General features: G+C 75.9%; 13 protein-coding genes. 9 read left to right on the forward strand and 4 right to left on the reverse strand.

Annotated elements, in window-relative coordinates; all coding sequences use genetic code 11:
* Nucleotides 1-6 precede the first annotated feature (6 nt).
* Nucleotides 7-1,017 carry an o-succinylbenzoate synthase gene (locus ACFPBZ_RS07515; protein ID WP_378035401.1) on the reverse strand — a complete coding sequence of 337 codons (1,011 nt, stop codon included), beginning with the start codon at nucleotides 1,015-1,017 and terminating at the stop codon, nucleotides 7-9.
* A gap of 19 nt (nucleotides 1,018-1,036) precedes the next feature.
* On the opposite strand from ACFPBZ_RS07515, the gene menE reads away from it, so the two are divergent.
* Together menE and ACFPBZ_RS07525 are read left to right on the forward strand one after the other, a co-directional pair.
* The gene (menE, locus tag ACFPBZ_RS07520; protein WP_378035402.1) at nucleotides 1,037-2,176 is read left to right on the forward strand and encodes an o-succinylbenzoate--CoA ligase; all 1,140 of its coding nucleotides are present in this window, start codon (nucleotides 1,037-1,039) and stop codon (nucleotides 2,174-2,176) included.
* Nucleotides 2,177-2,263: 87 nt separating this feature from the next.
* Complete coding sequence (locus ACFPBZ_RS07525) at nucleotides 2,264-3,004, forward strand: dienelactone hydrolase family protein (RefSeq protein WP_378035403.1); 741 nt, start codon at nucleotides 2,264-2,266, stop codon at nucleotides 3,002-3,004.
* On the opposite strand, the gene ACFPBZ_RS07530 is transcribed toward ACFPBZ_RS07525, so the two are convergent.
* Complete coding sequence (locus ACFPBZ_RS07530; RefSeq protein ID WP_378035404.1) at nucleotides 2,982-5,204, reverse strand: FUSC family protein; 2,223 nt, start codon at nucleotides 5,202-5,204, stop codon at nucleotides 2,982-2,984. The two genes, ACFPBZ_RS07525 and ACFPBZ_RS07530, sit on opposite strands and share 23 nt — an antisense overlap.
* Before the next feature lie 56 nt (nucleotides 5,205-5,260).
* On the opposite strand from ACFPBZ_RS07530, the gene ACFPBZ_RS07535 reads away from it, so the two are divergent.
* The 5 genes from ACFPBZ_RS07535 (at nucleotide 5,261) to ACFPBZ_RS07555 (ending at nucleotide 9,596) form a co-directional block, all read left to right on the forward strand.
* Complete coding sequence (locus tag ACFPBZ_RS07535; protein WP_378035405.1) at nucleotides 5,261-6,163, forward strand: 1,4-dihydroxy-2-naphthoyl-CoA synthase; 903 nt, start codon at nucleotides 5,261-5,263, stop codon at nucleotides 6,161-6,163.
* 73 nt (nucleotides 6,164-6,236) lie between these two features.
* Nucleotides 6,237-7,103 (forward strand): SDR family oxidoreductase, encoded by an 867-nt coding sequence (locus ACFPBZ_RS07540; protein ID WP_378035406.1) that lies wholly within the window; start codon nucleotides 6,237-6,239, stop codon nucleotides 7,101-7,103.
* 55 nt (nucleotides 7,104-7,158) lie between these two features.
* Nucleotides 7,159-7,752, forward strand: a complete 594-nt coding sequence (locus ACFPBZ_RS07545; RefSeq protein WP_378035407.1) for a mycothiol transferase — start codon at nucleotides 7,159-7,161, stop codon at nucleotides 7,750-7,752.
* A 22-nt stretch (nucleotides 7,753-7,774) separates the two neighbouring features.
* Nucleotides 7,775-8,479 (forward strand): 2-keto-4-pentenoate hydratase, encoded by a 705-nt coding sequence (locus ACFPBZ_RS07550; protein WP_378035408.1) that lies wholly within the window; start codon nucleotides 7,775-7,777, stop codon nucleotides 8,477-8,479.
* Nucleotides 8,480-8,495: 16 nt separating this feature from the next.
* Complete coding sequence (locus ACFPBZ_RS07555) at nucleotides 8,496-9,596, forward strand: MBL fold metallo-hydrolase (RefSeq protein ID WP_378035409.1); 1,101 nt, start codon at nucleotides 8,496-8,498, stop codon at nucleotides 9,594-9,596.
* Here ACFPBZ_RS07555 and ACFPBZ_RS07560 read toward each other — a convergent pair.
* A complete protein-coding gene (locus tag ACFPBZ_RS07560; protein WP_378035410.1) occupies nucleotides 9,571-10,173 on the reverse strand; it encodes a TetR/AcrR family transcriptional regulator in 603 nt (200 codons plus the stop codon). The genes ACFPBZ_RS07555 and ACFPBZ_RS07560 overlap by 26 nt on opposite strands.
* A gap of 55 nt (nucleotides 10,174-10,228) precedes the next feature.
* Here ACFPBZ_RS07560 and ACFPBZ_RS07565 point away from each other — a divergent pair, with 55 nt between their 5' ends.
* Both ACFPBZ_RS07565 and ACFPBZ_RS07570 read left to right on the forward strand, forming a co-directional pair.
* Nucleotides 10,229-10,969 carry an SDR family oxidoreductase gene (locus tag ACFPBZ_RS07565; RefSeq protein ID WP_378035572.1) on the forward strand — a complete coding sequence of 247 codons (741 nt, stop codon included), beginning with the start codon at nucleotides 10,229-10,231 and terminating at the stop codon, nucleotides 10,967-10,969.
* 17 nt (nucleotides 10,970-10,986) lie between these two features.
* Entirely contained in the window at nucleotides 10,987-11,862 is an 876-nt protein-coding gene (locus ACFPBZ_RS07570; RefSeq protein WP_378035411.1) for an SDR family oxidoreductase, read from the forward strand.
* A 52-nt stretch (nucleotides 11,863-11,914) separates the two neighbouring features.
* Here the strand turns inward: ACFPBZ_RS07570 and ACFPBZ_RS07575 are convergent, their stop codons facing one another.
* A complete protein-coding gene (locus ACFPBZ_RS07575) occupies nucleotides 11,915-15,841 on the reverse strand; it encodes a glycosyltransferase (RefSeq protein WP_378035412.1) in 3,927 nt (1,308 codons plus the stop codon).
* Nucleotides 15,842-16,022: the final 181 nt, after the last annotated feature.

The raw sequence follows: 16,022 nt of genomic DNA on the forward strand, positions 1-16,022 counted from the left end.
AATTCCTCAGCGGACGACGTCGTCCACGCGGCGTAGTACCCGGCTCAACCGGTCGAGCCACCAGGCCACCCGGTCCGGGGACGCCTGCTGGTCGGTGGTCCCGACGAACGCGGGGGCCCGGTCGGGCACCGGCAGCATGCCGTGGACCGGGACGAACGGCTCGGCGACCGGGTCGTCGGCGAGCAGGCTCGTCGTGCCGAGCCCGCAGGCGTGCGGCAGCTCCGGGAGCGCCCCGGCGAGCGCGAGCCCCGCGGCCAGCCCCACCGAGCTCTCCACCGCCGAGGACACCACGCACGGCAGGCCGATCCGGGCGGCGATCTCGAGCGCGGCCCGCACCCCGCCGAGCGGGGCCACCTTCACCACGGCGACGTCGGCGGCCTCCGCGGCCACCACGCGCATCGGGTCGGCGGCCCGGCGGATCGACTCGTCCGCCGCGACCGGCACGTCGACCCGGCGCCGCACCGCGGCGAGCTCCTCGACCGTGGCGCACGGCTGCTCGACGTACTCCAGCCCGCCCGCCGCCCGGTCGAGCGCGGCGACGGCGGCGACGGCGGCCCCGACGTCCCAGCGGCCGTTCGCGTCGACCCGCACCCGCCCCGCCGGGCCCAGCGCCGCGCGGACCGCCTCGACGCGGGCGAGGTCGTCGGCGAGGGTCTGCCCGGCCTCGGCCACCTTCACCTTCGCGGTCGAGGCGCCGGAGTTCACGACGATGCGGTGCGCGTGCTTCGGCCCGACCGCCGGCACGGTCGCGTTCACCGGCACGCTCGTGCGCCGGGGCGCGGGCCACGCCGGGCCGAGCGCCGACTCCAGCGCGCAGCGCAGCCAGGGCGCGGCCTCCTCGTCGTCGTACTCGGGGAAGGGGCAGAACTCGCCCCACGCCCCGTCGGGGCCGCGCAGCAGCGCCGTCTCCCGCACCGTGATGCCGCGGAAGCGGACCGGCATCGCGAGGGCCAGCACGACGACGTCGAGGGGCACTCCGCCGGGGCCGGCGACGGTCGTCGTTCCCGGGGACGTCACCGTGCCTACGGTAGTGAGCATGCGCGCAGTCGAGGTCGTCCCCACCGACGGCTCGGCGGAGGCCGCCCGGGCACTCGGGTCGCGCCTGATCGCGGCGGCCGGCGGCGACGGGACCGCGATCCTGCCCACCGGTCCCGACGACCCCCCGCCGCCGGCGTCGCTGACCGCCCCGGTGGCCGGCGGGGTGGCCGCGGTGGTCACCACCTCGGGGTCGACCGGCTCCCCCAAGGCGGTCCTGCTCTCCGGCACCGCGCTCGCCGCGTCGGCCGCCGCGACCGCCGCCCGGCTCGGCGGGGAGGGCCGCTGGCTGCTCGCGCTGCCCGCCCACCACGTCGCCGGGATCCAGGTCCTCCTGCGCTCCGCCCGGGCCGGCTCCCCCGCGGCCGTGATGGACCTGCGCGACGGCTTCCGCCCCGACGGGTTCGCCGCGACCCTGCGCGACGCCCGCCGCGACGGCGGGCCCGTGAGCCGCACCTCGCTCGTCCCCACGCAGCTGCGGCGCCTGCTCGAGGACGGCGGGGCCGGGCTCGACGCGCTCCGCAGCCTCGGCGCGGTGCTCGTCGGGGGCGCCGCGACCGAGGCGGCGCTGCTCGCGCGGGCCCGCGCTGCCGGTGTGCGGGTGGTGACCACCTACGGGATGAGCGAGACCTGCGGCGGCTGCGTCTACGACGGCGTCCCGCTCGACCGGGTCTCCGTCGACCTCGAACCCGACGGCCGGGTGGTGCTCTCCGGCGCCACGATCGCCGAGGGCTACCGGGGCGCGCCCGACACCGACTTCCTGCCCGGCCGCCGCTTCCGCACCTCCGACATCGGGCGCATCGACGCCGACGGCCGGCTCGAGATCCTCGGCCGCGCCGACGACGTGATCGTCACCGGCGGCGAGAAGGTGCCCCCGGTCCTCGTCGAACGGGCCCTGCTCGGGGTGCCCGGGGTCCGCGAGGCGTGCGCGGTGGGGATTCCCGACGACGAGTGGGGCGCGCGGGTGGTCGCGGTCGTCGCCGGGGCCGGGCTCGACGCGGAGGACGTGCGGGGCCGGGTCGCCCCCGGCCTCGGGCGCGCCGCACCGCGGGCGGTCCGGGTGGTCGACGAGGTGCCGCTGCGCGGGATCGGCAAGCCCGACCGCGCGGCCGTCCGGGCCCTGTTCGTCGACGCGCCGTGATCAATCCGCTCTGATCGGTCCCGCCTGATCCGTTCGCCCTGGGCGAGATCCGCGTCCCGACCGCGACCGATGCACGACGATCCCGGCGTGCCCCGCACCGAACTGACCGTCGACACCCCCGACGGCACCTGCCGCGCCACCCTGCACACGCCCGAGGGCGACGGGCCGTGGCCGGGTGTCCTGCACTACCCCGACGCGGGCGGCGTGCGGGAGACCATCGCCGCGATGGCCGACGCCGTCGCGGGGTCCGGCTTCGCCGTGCTCCTGCCCGACATCTACTACCGGACGCCCTACGCGCCCTTCGACACCGCCACCCTGTTCGGCGACCCGGAGGAGTTCGCGCGCCTCGGCGAGCTCGTCGCGGGCCTCACGCCCGACCGGGTCGTCACCGACGCGCGGGCCTACGTCGAGGCGCTGAGCGCGCGCCCCGAGGTGGCCGACTCCGGGATGGGCGCGGTCGGCTACTGCTTCGGTGGCTCCATGGCGTTCCGCGCGGGCGCGACCGTCCCGCAGACCGTCGCCGCCGTCGCGTCCGTCCACGGCGGTGGGCTCGCGGCGCCGGACGAACCGACCAGCCCTCACCTCCTCGTCGGGGACCTGCGCGCGGCGGTGTACGTCGCGGCCGCCACCGACGACGCCGCGTTCGACGACGCGGCGCACGCCCGCCTGCGCGAGGCGTTCGACGCGGCCGGGGTCACGGCGACGATCGAGACCTACCCCGCCGCCCACGGGTTCGCCGTGCCCGACAACCCCACGCACGACGACGCCGCCGACCGGCGCCACCGCGCGACCCTGGCGGCCTTCCTCACGGAGCACCTCGCGCGGTGACGGACGCCCCCGCGGCGGCCGGGGCGATCCGCTCGAGCACCACGAGGTCGTCGGCGAGCCAGCCGAGCCACCCCCAGGCGTCGACGAGGCGCATCGCGACCACCGGGTGCGCCGCCCGGTCGGGGAGGTCGGCGACCGCCCGGAGCCCGGCCCGCACCAGGTTCGGGGGCGGGGGCCGGACGGGACGCGGGTCCTCGTCGCGGCCCAGCGTCGTGGCCCACCGGTGGTAGCGATCGGTGACGATCTCGACGTCGGCCCGGAGCCGGGCCGCGAGCCCGGGCCAGGGCGCGGCCTCGGCGGGGCCGGGCGGGTCGGCGAGGGCACTGCGGGCGCCCCGGTTCACGCGGTGGAGGACGCCGAGGACGGCCATCCAGTCGAGGTCGTGGGGGTGGGAGTCGGCGGGGCCGTGCTCCGAGCGGAACTGGGTGTAGGTCGCCTCGTAGCGGGCGAGCCCCACCGAGGTCGCGGCGAGCCGCTCGGCCACCAGCCGGCGGGTGGCCGCCCCCGCGAGCCACGCGGTGGTGTCGTCCACGAGCGCCGCGGCGTCCTCCAGCCCGAGGGCCGCGGCCCGGCGGATCTCCCCGTGGCCGCCGGCCGGCCAGATCGCCGCGCCGACGAGCAGGCCGACCACGGCCCCGAGGAGGACGTCGAGCACCCGCTCGGGCCCGAGCAGCACCGTCGGGGGCGCGAGCTGGGTGAAGAGCACGGCGACGACGAGGGTGAAGCAGGCCTGGGAGGTGATCACGCCCGCGAGCCGGCCGGAGGCGACCGCCACCACCACGACCACCGGCAGGAGGGCTGCCACGGCGACCGGGTGCGGGCCCACGACCAGCACCAGACCGACCGCCAGGACGCCGCCGATCGTCGTGCCCAGCAGCGCCGGGGGCAGCGCGGCGCGGGTGGCCGCGGCCGAGGTGCGCAGCAGGGTCAGGGTCGCCAGGAGGACCCAGAAGCCGTGGGCCACGTCGAGCTCGCCGGCGACCAGGCGGGCGAGCGCGAGGCCGACCCCGAGCCGCAGCGCGTTCTGCAGGTACACCGAGCGCAGGGACAGGTGGCACCGCAGCCGGCGCCACCACAGCCGCACCGGCGACGCCCCGGCGTACCAGGACGGGCCGTCCAGGTCCTCCCCCGGCGTCGCCGGGGCCGGTGTCCGGGGACGCAGCACGGCGTGCGTGGCCAGCACGACGATGCGCGCCTCCTCGGCGATCTGCGAGACCGCCACGGCCGCCTCCGCCCGCAGCACCGTCCCCTCCCCCGGCCCGAGGTGCTCGACGGCGTGCAGCCGCCGGAGCGTGAAGGCGGCCCGGGCGGCGTCGAGCCCCTCGAGGTCGGGCGGCGGGCGGTGCCCGTCGAGGGCCGCGGCGACCTGGCGCAGGGACCCGGCGACCGCGGCGAGCAGCGCCCTCGGGTCCGGTTCGGAGCCCCCGTCGGTCGCGGTGGGCGCCAGCTCTGCGAGGGCCGCCACGCGGTTGTGCAGGGCGCGCAGCGCCGCGGCGAGGTGGGTGAGCCCGCGGTCGACCGCGCCGGGACCGGTGGGGCGCTCGGACATCGGGACGACGGAGAGCCGCAGCCGCCCCGCCGCCCGGGCCGAGGCCCGCGCGAGGTCCCCCACCGGCCCGCCGCCGTGGGCCGGCGCGTCGAGGTGGTCGGCGAGGGTGGCCGCACCGATCGCGGCCCGCCGGGCGAACGGGCGCGGCGACGCGGGCGGGAGCAGGTAGCGGTCGGCCAGTGCGAGCAGGGCCGTCCCGATCACCAGGCCGGTGAGCCGCAGCGGGAGCTGGTCGGGCGCGAAGGGCGGGAACGACGGCAGGATGTAGAGCAGGTGGAGGCCGACGGCCACGCCGGCGGCCCGTGGACCGCCGAGCGCCAGCAGGCCGACCACCACCCCCGCGACGAGCACGCCGACCGTCGCCGCCCACGTGCTCACCGCGAGCAGCGACCCGAGGGCGACCAGCCCCAGACCGGCCAGGCAGCAGACCGCGATGGTGCGGGTGCGCTGCGCGGGGGTGCCGCTCACGTCGGAGAAGACGCCGAACCCCAGCACGCCGAAGACCGCGTACACCGCCACGGTGGGCTCGCCCAGCCCGTACCGGCACGCGAGGAAGGCGACCGAGGCCGCCACCGCGATGCGCACCGCCCGCCGCGAGGCCGCCAGTCCGGGATCGCGGCGCAGCAGCCATCGCAGGAGACGCCGCCGCATCGCGCCATCGTGGCGCCGTCCGGGCGCGCCCGGAAGTCCCGTTAGGGTCCCTCGTCGTGGACGAACCCCTCTTCGACAGCTCCGCCTGGCGCCCGGTGGAGGGCTTCGACCTCACCGACATCACCTACCACCGCTCCGTCGAGCTGGGCTGCGTGCGCATCGCGTTCGACCGGCCCGAGGTGCGCAACGCCTTCCGGCCGCACACCGTCGACGAGCTCGCCTCCGCCCTGGAGCACGCACGGACCTCCGCCGACGTCGGCGTCGTCCTGCTCACCGGCAACGGCCCCTCCCCGCGCGACGGCGGGCACGCCTTTTGCTCCGGGGGCGACCAGCGCATCCGCGGGCGGACGGGCTACCAGTACGCCGACTCCGAGACCGCGGTGTCGGCGCAGGAGCAGGGTCGGGCCGGGCGGCTGCACATCCTCGAGTGCCAGCGGCTCATCCGGTTCATGCCGAAGATCGTGATCTCGGTGGTCAACGGCTGGGCCGCCGGCGGCGGGCACTCCCTGCACGCGGTGTCGGACCTGACCCTGGCCTCCGCCGAGCACGCCCGGTTCAAGCAGACCGACGCCGACGTGGGCTCCTTCGACGGCGGCTACGGCTCGGCCTACCTCGCCCGCCAGGTCGGCCAGAAGTTCGCCCGCGAGATCTTCTTCCTGGGCCGCACCTACACCGCCGAGCAGATGCACCGGATGGGCGCGGTCAACGAGGTCGTCCCGCACGCCGAGCTGGAGACCACCGCGCTGCAGTGGGCCCGGGAGATCCTCGGGAAGTCGCCGCAGGCCCAGCGGATGCTCAAGTACTCGTTCAACCTCATCGACGACGGCCTCGTCGGGCAGCAGCTCTTCGCCGGCGAGACCACGCGCCTGGCCTACATGACCGACGAGGCGACCGAGGGCAAGGAGTCGTTCCTCGAGAAGCGCGAGCCCGACTGGTCGCCCTTCCCCTGGTACTACTGACCGCCCCGCCGGGAAGACCCGGGCGGACGGCGACGTTGCGGCGTCCGACCGGGTCGGCGGAAGGGGACGTCTCGTGGGTGCTGGTGGACCGGAGATCGCGGTGACGGGGGCGACGGGACGCCTCGGCGGCCGGGTGGCCCGGCTGCTCGCCGAGCGCGGCGTGCCCCAGCGGCTGGCGGTCCGCAGCCCCGCCCGGGCCCCGGAGCTCCCCGGCGCCGAGCCCGTCGCGTGCGCCTACGACCGGCCCGACCAGGTCCGGGCCGCCCTCGACGGCGTGGACACCGTGCTCATGGTCTCGGGCTCCGAGACGCCCGACCGCGTCGCGCAGCACCTGTGCTTCATCGACGCCGCCGCCGCGGCCGGGGTCCGCCGCCTCGTCTACGTCTCCTTCTTCGGGGCCTCCCCCACGGCGACGTTCACCCTCGCCCGCGACCACTGGGACACCGAGGAGCACCTCCGCGCGAGCGGCCTGACCCCGGTGGTGCTGCGCGACAACTTCTACCTCGACTTCCTGCCCGAGCTCGTCGAGGACGACGGCGTCATCCGCGGGCCCGCGGGCACCGGCCGGGTGGCCGCGGTCGCGCAGGACGACATCGCCGAGGCCGCGGCCGCGGTCCTGCTCGAGCCCCGCGGGCACGACGGCGCGACCTACGACCTCACCGGGCCCGAGGCCCTCACCCTCGACGAGGCCGCCGGGATCATCGCGCGACGCACCGGCCGGGCCGTGACGTTCCGGAACCAGACCCTCGAGGAGGCCTACGCCTCCCGCGCCGGACAGGCCCCGGACTGGCAGCTCGACGCCTGGGTCAGCACCTACACCGCGATCGCGGCGGGTGAGCTCGACGGCCCCACCGACGACGTACGCACCCTCACCGGTCACCACCCCCGCTCCCTCGACGACCTGCTCGCCGGCGGCGCGCCCGTGGAGGACAGGACCTGACCGCCTCATCCGCGAGACTCCGTCCACCCACCCGCGGAGCCCCGGAGGTCGCCCGATGTACGCACCCGCCCAGCACGACGAGGTCACCGGCCTGGTCAACTACGTCGACGAGCAGCTGACGGCCCTCCGGTCCGCCGCGTTCGGCCTGACCGAGGAGCAGGCGCGCGAGACGCCGTGCCGCAGCGCGCTGTCGGTCGGGGGCCTGATCAAGCACGCCGCGTACGTCATGCGCGGCGCGCTGGAGCGGCTGCGGACCGAGGTCACCGAGCAGCCGCTCGACGCGGTGGCCTACGCCGCCTTCACCGACAGCTTCGTGGTGCGGGACGACGAGAAGGTCGCCGGAGTGATCGAGGACTTCGACCGCACGCGCGTGGAGCTGATCGCGGCGATCGCCGCGACCGATCCGGCCGGTGTGACGACGGCGCCGCCGGCGCCGTGGCACGGGGTGTTCGAGGCGCGGCCGATCCACGCGCGGTACTACCTGGTCCACCTCGTCGAGGAGTTCGGCCGCCACGCCGGGCACGCCGACATCATCCGCGAGCAGATCGACGGGGTCTCGGTCCCGGCGCTGGTGCTCACCCTGGCCGGAGCGCCCGCCAACGACTTCTTCCGGCCCTACGAGCCGGCCCCGGGCACGCTCCTGGCGTGACGCTCGGGTACTACTGACCGCCGTGGACCTCGCCGAACGAGTCGCGACACGGCTCGCCGCCCGGGACGCCGGGACGGCGCTCCCCCGGGACCCCGATCTCGACCTGCCCGGTGCCTACGTCGTCGCCGCCGAGCTGGAGCGCCGGCTCGTCGAGCGCGGGCACCGGCGGGTCGGGCGCAAGATCGGCTTCACCAACCGCGCGACGTGGGACCAGCACGGGCTCGACCGGCCGATCTGGGCGCCCGTCTACGACGCCACGCTCACCCGCGACACCACGGTCGTCGTCGGGAATCTCCCCGGACCCCGGCTGGAGCCGGAGATCGTCGTCGGGACCGGACCCGACCTGGCGATCACGTGGGCGGCGCTCGGGGTGGAGATCGTCGCGAGCCACCACCCCGGGTGGCGGTTCTCCCCGGCGGAGGCGGTCGCCGACTTCGGCGTGCACACGCTGCTCGTGCTCGGCCCGCCGCTGCCGACCGACGACCTGGCCGGGCTCGTCGTGACCCTCACCGGACCCGGGACGACGGTCACCGGCCGGGGCGCGGACGTGCTCGGCGGGCCGGCCGAGTCGTTGCGGGCGCTCGCCGACCTCCCCGGCGCCCTGCCGATCGGGCCCGACGAGGTCGTCACCACCGGCACGCTGGTGGCGCCGCCGTGGGTGGAGCCGGGTCAGCGCTGGACCGTCTCCGTGGCCGGTGGACCGGAGATGACGCTGGACCTCACGTAGGGCCAGGATCGACGCCGTGTGCACCGAGATCGCCGATCCCACCGCCGTGGCGTTCTCCGCCCCGCGTCCGGTCGAGGGCGCCGCCGTCGATCCCGTGCACCTGGAGCCGGTCGACGCGCTGACGATCACGGTGCTCGTCGACAACTCCTTCGACGCCCTGCTCGCGAACACCGACGTCGCGACGCGGGCCCGCCTCGGCACCGGCCCCGGGGAGCCCGCGGGCCAGTACGTCGACGGCCTCGCCCGGCCGGGCCTGGTCGCCGAGCACGGGTTCTCGGCGCTGGTCACGGTGACGCGGAACGGGCACGACCACACGCTGCTCTTCGACACCGGCGTCTCCGCCGAGGGCATGGCCACCAACGGCCGCCGCCTCGACGTCGACCCCACCGACATCGGCGCCGTCGTCCTCTCCCACGGCCACGCCGACCACACCGGCGGCTTCCCCGGTCTCGAGCGCTGGCTCGGCCGCACCGCGAGCCCGCTGGTGCTGCACCCGGCGGCGTTCACCCGCCGCCGCCTCGCCCCGCCCGGGGCCCCGCCGTTCGCGATGCCGCAGCTCGACCGTGCCGCCCTCGTCGGCGACGGCATCGAGCTCGTCGAGCGCCGCGACCCGTCGTTCCTGCTCGACGACTGCGTCCTGATCACCGGCGAGGTCGACCGCACCACCGAGTTCGAGCGGGGGATGGCGTTCCACGAGGCGTTCGTCGACGACACGTGGCGCCCCGACCCGTGGATCGTCGACGACCAGGCCCTCGTCGTGAACGTGCGCGGTCACGGCCTCGTCGTGCTCACCGGCTGCGGGCACGCGGGTGCGGTGAACATCGCCCGCCACGCGCTGCGGCTCACGGGGCAGGACCGGTTGCACGCCCTGCTCGGCGGCCTGCACCTCACTGGCCCGGGCTTCGAGCAGATCATCGAGCCGACCGTCGCGGCGCTGGTCGAGCTGGCCCCCGACGTCGTCGTGCCGGCCCACTGCACCGGCTGGCGCGCGCAGATGCGCCTGGCCCAGGAGCTCGGCGACGCGTTCCTCCCGGGGGCGGTCGGCAGCAGGTACGCCTTCGGCGCCCGTGAGCCCTATCGGCGTGCTCCCCTTACTCCGTGTCCAGGCACGGATTAGTGCTCACAGGCCGGAGGCCCCGGACGAGCGTGTCGACGAGCGCCGTCGCGAACTCCTCGGTCACCGGGAGGTCGGGGATCAGCAGGCGGTGGTAGCAGGCACCCCAGAGCTGGTCGACGACGATCTCCGGGTCGACGTCCTCCCGCACCTGCCCCCGGCCCTGCGCCCGGACCACCGCCTCGATGGCCAGGTCCCGACGAGGCCGTGAGTAGGTCGCGCGGAAGGCGGCGGAGAGGTCGGGGTCGGACTGCGCCTGCCCGATGAGCTCGCCGATCACCTGCCCAGCCCGGGTCGTCCCGACGAGGCGCGCGAACGCCCGGAGCTGCGTGGTCAGGTCGGCGGCGATGTCGCCGGTGTCGGGGAACGCGAGCTGCTGCTCGACGGCGTGGAAGTAGGCCTCGAGCGCGAGCGCGCCCTTCGAGGGCCACCACTTGTGCAGCGTCGTCCGGCTGGCCCCCGACGCCGCCGAGACCGACTCGAAGGTGAACCCGCCCATCCCGCCCTCGAGCAGCAGCTCCCCGGCCGCGTCGAGGACCTCGCTCCGTACCTCGGCCGCCGGCCGTCGACCTCGAGCCACGACGAATCTCCTCCCGCTTGTGGACACGACGAGCATATCGTGCTTCCATATGGACATGACGTTCACAAACAGCACCAGGGTCGCCCTGGTCACCGGAGGGTCGGGCGGGATCGGGCGGGCCACCGCCGAGCGGCTGGCGGCCGACGGGATGGCCGTCGCCGTGCACTTCGCCGGGAACGAGGCCCGCGCGAAGGAGGTCGTCGAGGCGATCACCTCGTCCGGCGGGCACGCGATCGCCGTCGGCGGCGACGTCGCCGACGAGCACGCGATGGCCGCCGCGTTCGACGAGGTCGAGGCGGCGTTCGGCGGGATCGACGTGGTCGTGAACACCGCCGGGATCATGACGCTCGCCCCGATCGCCGAGCTCGACCTCGACGCGTTCGACCGGATGCACCGCACCAACGTCCGCGGCACGGTCGTCGTCGCCCAGCAGGCGGCGCGGCGGGTCCGGGCCGGCGGGGCGATCGTCCTGTTCTCCACCACCGTCACGCGCACCTCGTTCCCCACCTACGGCGGCTACGTCGCCACCAAGGGGGCCGTCGAGGCGATCGTCCCGGTGCTCGCGAAGGAGATGCGCGGGCGCGACGTGACGGTCAACGCGGTCGCCCCCGGCCCCACGGCCACGCCGCTGTTCCTCGACGGCAAGTCCGACGACGACGTCGCCCGGCTCGCGCAGGCCGCCCCGCTCGAGCGCCTCGGCACACCCGAGGACATCGCGGGCGCGGTCGCGTTCCTGGCCGGTCCGGCGCGCTGGACCAACGGCCAGACCCTGTTCACCAACGGCGGGCTCGCCTGAGCCCCGGAGGGATTCTCATGATCAGCATCGTCACCGGAGCGTCGAGCGGATTCGGCGCCATGACCGTCCGCGCCCTCGCCGACGCCGGGCACACCGTCTACGCCGGCATCCGCGACACCGAGGGCCGCAACGCCCCCGCGGTCGCCGACGCGGCCGAGTACGCGGCCACGCACGGGGTCGACCTGCGCACCGTCGAGATGGACGTCGCCGACCAGGCCTCCGTCGACGCCGCGATCGCGACGATCGTGCGGGACGCCGGCGGGCTCGACGTCGTGGTGCACAACGCCGGGCACATGGTCCTCGGGCCCACCGAGGCGTTCACCCCGGAGCAGATCGCGGCCGTCTACGACGTCAACGTGCTCTCCACCCAGCGCGTCAACCGCGCGGCGCTCCCGCACCTGCGGGCCCAGGGCCACGGGCTGGTCCTCTGGGTGGGGTCGTCGAGCACGCGCGGCGGCACCCCGCCCTACCTCGCGCCGTACTTCGCGGCGAAGGCCGCCGAGGACTCCCTGGCGGTCAGCTACGCCGCCGAACTGGCCCGCTTCGGCGTGGACACCAGCATCGTCGTGCCGGGATCGTTCACCACGGGCACCAACCACTTCGCGAACGCCGGGCACGCGGCCGACGAGGCCGTGGCCGGCGCCTACGAGGAGCACTACGCCGGGCTGATGGACCAGGTGGGCGAGCGCCTCGCCGAGCTCTCCCCGCCCGACGCCGACCCCACCGAGGTGGCCCGCCAGATCGTGCGCGTCGTCGGGCTGCCGAACGGCCGCCGCCCGCTGCGGGTGCACGTCGACCCGGCCGACGACGGCGCCGAGGTGGTCAACGCCGTGGGCGACCGGATCCGCACCGAGTTCTACCGGCGGATCGGCCTCGCGGACCTCGTGGGGTGATCACCGGTGAGCACTGATCCGTGCCGGGGCACGGACTAGTGCTCACGTGTGCTCACCTGCGGTGGCGGCTCGGCGACTCGTCGGCGGCCCGGTGGTCGCCGGGCCGCGCGTCGGCGTCCTCGGCCCGGCGACGCCCGCCGGCCCCGCTCGGGGAGACCGCGGGCTCGTCGTGCTGGTGACGGCTCCCGGCCGACTCGTCGCCCTCGCCGAAGGACATGAGGCGGCGCCGCCCGCCGCTCGCCGGGCGAGGGACGACCCCGGTGACCGCGTCGGGCTCGGGGGCCCGCCGCCGTCCCGTCGCAGGCACGGCCGGGACCGGCTGCGAGGGCGCGGGCCGGACCGGGGTGCGGCGCGGCGGGGCCGGGGCGAGCGGCGGGCGCACGGCCGTCCCCGGGTGTGACGAGGGGCCCGCACGCCGGGACTCGGGGACGCGCACCGTCGTCGTCCGCGCGAGACCCCGCGGGGGCGACGGCGGCGCCTGGAACCGGGGGTCGCGGCGGAAGTCCGACGCGGGCCGCAGCGCGTTGAGGGCCGCGAGCGGGCTCTCCTCGGTCTCGCTCGGCAGCATCATCGAGCCGGCGTCGATCACCGGCGGGGCCGGGGCGGGGCGGCGCGCCCCGCGGGGGCGCAGGGGGCGCTGGGCGGGGCCCGGGACGATCGCGGGCCGGCGCCCGGCCGCGAGGTCCTCGATCCAGCCGAGACCCAGCGCGAACGCCGTGGTCAGGACCACCGCGGTCCCCACCAGCTCCCACGTGCCGGGCCAGCCGAACCGATCGTTCAGCGGCACGGCCAGCGCGATCGCCACGTTGTGCCAGAGGTAGATCGTCACCGCGCGGGCGTTGATCACCGTGATGAGGCGGCCGAGCCCCGGGATGCGCTCCAGCCACGCCAGGCGCGGCGTGTAGCGCAGGACGAGCAGCACCGCGCCGAGGGAGACCAGCGCCTGGCCGAGCGGGATGTCGTTGAGGTCGATGCCGATCTCGCCCTCGGGGTGCGAGAGCGCCCACGCGACCCCGGCGCCGATCGCGGTCCCCGCGGCCAGCAGCGCCCAGCCCCAGTTGAGCCGGCGCAGCGTCCCGTCGCGGTGGGCGAACCCGAGCATCCAGCAGCCGGCGAAGATCGAGGCGTCGACGAGGGCCGTGCCCACCGCGCCGAAGTCGCGCACCGCGCCGCCGAGGACCGCGTCGAGGGCGACGATCACGAGCGGCGCCAGGATCGCCAGCGCCGGGCGGCGCCGCCATGCCCACAGCAGGGCCGGGGTGAGCAGCACCAGCCACAGGTAGGTGCGGATGTACCAGAGGACGGTGGTCGCCTCGCCGGCCCACTCCGTGCCCGGCGGGTCGAGGACGGGCAGCACCCAGAACAGCCACTGCGCGGTGTCGGGGGCCTCGTCGGGACCGAACCCGTGCCACACCATCACCGGTACGACGATCACCGCGAACAGCCAGAACGGCGGGAGCAGCCGCTTGAGGCGGCGCCCGATCACGTCGACGGCCTCCGCGCGGCGCAGCGACGCCAGCATCAGCGACCCGCCGAGCGCGAACATCACGCCCATCGAGGGGAAGACGAACGACAGCCAGCCCCACCCGACGACGTGGTAGCCGATCACGCGGACCAGCGCGACGGCCCGCAGCACGTCGAGCCAGCGGGTCCGCTCCAGCGGGGCCTCGCCCTTCGGGCTCGCGGCGTCCTTCGCGACGACCGCCGGGTCCTTCCCGACGACCGCGGCCCCGGTGGCCCGGGCCGGTGGCAGCGATGTGCCACCGCGGACACCGGACGTCCGCGGAGTGCCACCGCTGACACCGCCGGCCCCGACACCGACAGCCCCGGCACCACCGGCGCCGGCCGGCACCACGGCGGGCTGACCCGGCATGAGCGCGCGCAGCGCCCCGAGGCGCTGCATCCGCTGCCAGCGCACCCGGCCGCCCATCACCGCCGCGAGCAGCGAGCGCACGAGGACCGCGTACATCAGCGGCCGGTAGAGGACCTGCTGCACCGGGGCCACCCACAGCGGCCCGAGCGGCTCGCCGTCGAGGCGGAAGGCGTAGGCGGCGGCCGCGGTCTGCAGCAGCAGCATCGAGCCCCACAGCGCCAGCGTCAGCGCCGGGTCGCCGAAGATCAGCCCGTAGACGAAGAAGAGGTCGACCAGCGGCGCGGCCAGCGGGAACAGCACCTGGAACAGGCCGATGTGACCGAGCCCGAGCCAGCCGGTGCGGCGCGAGTCGCCCTGCTCGCGCAGCGACCGCCGGTGCTTCCAGACCGCCTGCATCGTCCCGTAGGTCCACCGGTAGCGCTGCCGCCAGAGCTGGGACAGCGTGGTCGGCGCCTCGGTCCAGGCGATCGCCCGCTCCTCGTAGACCACACCCCAGCCGGCCCGGCCGAGCGCGATCGTGAGGTCGGTGTCCTCGGCGAGGGTGTCGAGGGAGAGCCCGCCGACCCCGAGCACGGCCTCGCGCCGGAACGCCCCGGCCGCGCCGGGGATCGTCGTGATGGCCCGGAGCGTGTCCTGCACGCGGCGGTCGACGCCGAAGCCGACGACGTACTCGATGTGCTGCAGGCGCGGGATCAGCGCCGTGCGGTTGGCGATCTTGACGTTGCCCGCGACCGCCCCGATCGCCGGGTCGGCGAACGGGGCGACGAGGCGGGCGACGGTGTCCCGCTGGAACACGGTGTCGCCGTCCATCATGATCACGAGGTCGTTCTTCGCCCGCGCGACGCCGGTGTTCAGCGCGATCGCCTTGCCGCTGTTCGGCTGCCGGATCACGCGCACGGCGGGCAGGCCGAGCGATTCGACGAGCTCCGCGGTGCCGTCGGTGGAGCCGTCGTCGACGACCAGGACCTCGAGGGGGTGGTCGTTCGCGAGGATCGAGCGCAGCGTGGCCTCGATGTTCTCGGTCTCGTTGAAGGCCGGGACGATCACCGAGACCGGCCGGCGCTCCGCCGGGCCCCAGCTGAAGGACGGGTCCCGACGACGCCGCGCGTGGCGGCGGGCCACGACGAGGGTGAGCAGCAGGCGCAGCACCACGATCAGCCCGACGACGATCAGCATGGCCTGCAGGAACCGCACGGTGCCGGTGGCGAGGTCGACCGCCCCGACGAGCCCGCCGCCGACCATGCGGTCGCGGTCGGTGGCCGCGATGTGCGCCGAGGGCGCGCCCACGGCGCCGGTGACGGTCTCGAACCGGTAGCCCTGCGCCCGCAGCTCGGGGATCAGGCGGTCGAGGGCCGCGACCGTCTGGGCGCGGTCGCCGCCGGCGTCGTGGAGCAGCACCGCGGCGCCCGCCCCGTCGCGCGGGGTGGAGTTCCGGACGATCGCGTCGACGCCGGGGCGCTGCCAGTCCTCGCCGTCGACGTCGGTCAAGACGTTGACGTAGCCCTGCCGGCCCGACTCGAGCACCGCGGCGTACGCGGGGTCGTCGATCGCGTCGGGGGTGGAGGAGAACGGCGGGCGGACGAGGTAGGTGGTCTCGCCGGTGGCGCCCGCGATCGCGAGCTGGGTCTCGCCGAGCTCCCGGTCGAGGCGCCACGCGGGCACCGTGCCGAGGTCGACGTGGGTGAAGGTGTGGATGCCGATCTCGCTGCCGGCGGCGCGGATCTGGCGCAGCAGGTCGGGGTGGCGCACCGAGAGCGACCCGACGACGAAGAAGGTGCCCGGCACGCGGTGCTTCGCGAGCACCGCGAGGATCTGCGGGGTCCACGTGGGGTCGGGGCCGTCGTCGAAGGTCAGGGCGATCGTGCGCGGCGGGATCGGGGTCGACCGCGCCGGGGCGGTGCGGCCGTCGACGAAGGTCCCGCCGTTCGAGACCTCCGGCGGCACCGTGGCGCTCTCGCCCTGCTCGTGCTCCACGGCGTCGTTGCCCACCGAGGCGTTCACGAGGCCGGTCACCGCGAGCACCGTCGCGACGAGCAGCACCAGCACCGTGACGACGAGCCAGGTGCCGACCGAGGGGCGCGTGGACGCGTCACCCGAACGTGCCACCCGTCCACCGTCCTCGTCACCGGGATCGTCACGCGCCGACGATCGTGTCCGTAGTGTGACATCTCGATCCGGTCACGCTCCGACGGGACGAGCGGGTGCCGTCACCGTCCGTGGACCCTCCCGGGTACGCTGTCCGGTTCGTCCGGTTGATCCTCACGATGCGGGGCGTTCGAGGGAGACG

Origin of the sequence: Actinomycetospora atypica (assembly GCF_042653685.1) — a bacterium.
Taxonomy (GTDB): domain Bacteria; phylum Actinomycetota; class Actinomycetes; order Mycobacteriales; family Pseudonocardiaceae; genus Actinomycetospora; species Actinomycetospora atypica.